This is a genomic window from Pseudoroseomonas cervicalis ATCC 49957, assembly GCF_000164635.1.
In the GTDB taxonomy this organism is placed as follows: domain Bacteria; phylum Pseudomonadota; class Alphaproteobacteria; order Acetobacterales; family Acetobacteraceae; genus Pseudoroseomonas; species Pseudoroseomonas cervicalis.
Genome location: NZ_GG771239.1, coordinates 1 through 557, shown reverse-complemented (window position 1 = coordinate 557; position 557 = coordinate 1). Strand labels below are relative to the sequence as shown.

The 557-nt window shown below is 76.3% G+C and carries 2 protein-coding genes; both read right to left on the bottom strand.

Annotation, left to right across the window (positions count from 1 at the left end; genetic code table 11):
• On the bottom strand, positions 1 to 383 hold a 383-nt coding region (locus HMPREF0731_RS22775; protein WP_007006640.1), incomplete at its 3' end, for an FHA domain-containing protein.
• Positions 374 to 557 (bottom strand): DUF6931 family protein (locus tag HMPREF0731_RS22770; protein WP_007006639.1); only part of this gene is annotated, 184 nt, incomplete at its 5' end. The genes HMPREF0731_RS22770 and HMPREF0731_RS22775, both read right to left, overlap by 10 nt.

Here is a 557-nt window from a genome sequence, read left to right as displayed (position 1 = left end):
GGCGGCGCGGTCTCCGGCGCCATCGGCAGGCTGCCCTGCAGCAGGCTGCTCTCCGCTGGCGGGCGGGCGGCCTGGGCCAGGCGCAGCTCGATCTCCCAGGCGCCGAGGCGCAGCCGGTCGCCATCCGAGACCGGCACGGCGCGGTCGCGCCCGACCGGCGCCCCGGCCTGGTTCAGATAGGTGCCATTGGTCGAGAGGTCGCGCAGCTGCCAGCCGCCGGCGCGGAATTCCAGCACGCAATGCCGCTTGGACAGCACCCGGTCGGGATCCTGCAGCACCCAGTCATTGCCCGGGCCGCGGCCGATCGAGAAATCCCCCCGCGCCTGCCGCGTCTCGGGCACGGCGCTGTCGGGGCAGCGCAGCACCGCCAGGGTCAGTTCCATGCGAGCTCCTCCACCGCCATTCGGCCGGCGCCGCCGCGCGCGATGTCGCGCAGCGCCGCCAGGTAGCGGGCATAACGCTGCGGGGCGCGGGCGGGATCCTCGCGCAGGGCCGCCAGGCTGATCGCCCCCGTCACCGCCACCCCGGTCAGATGCGCGGCCGGCGGCACCGGCGCG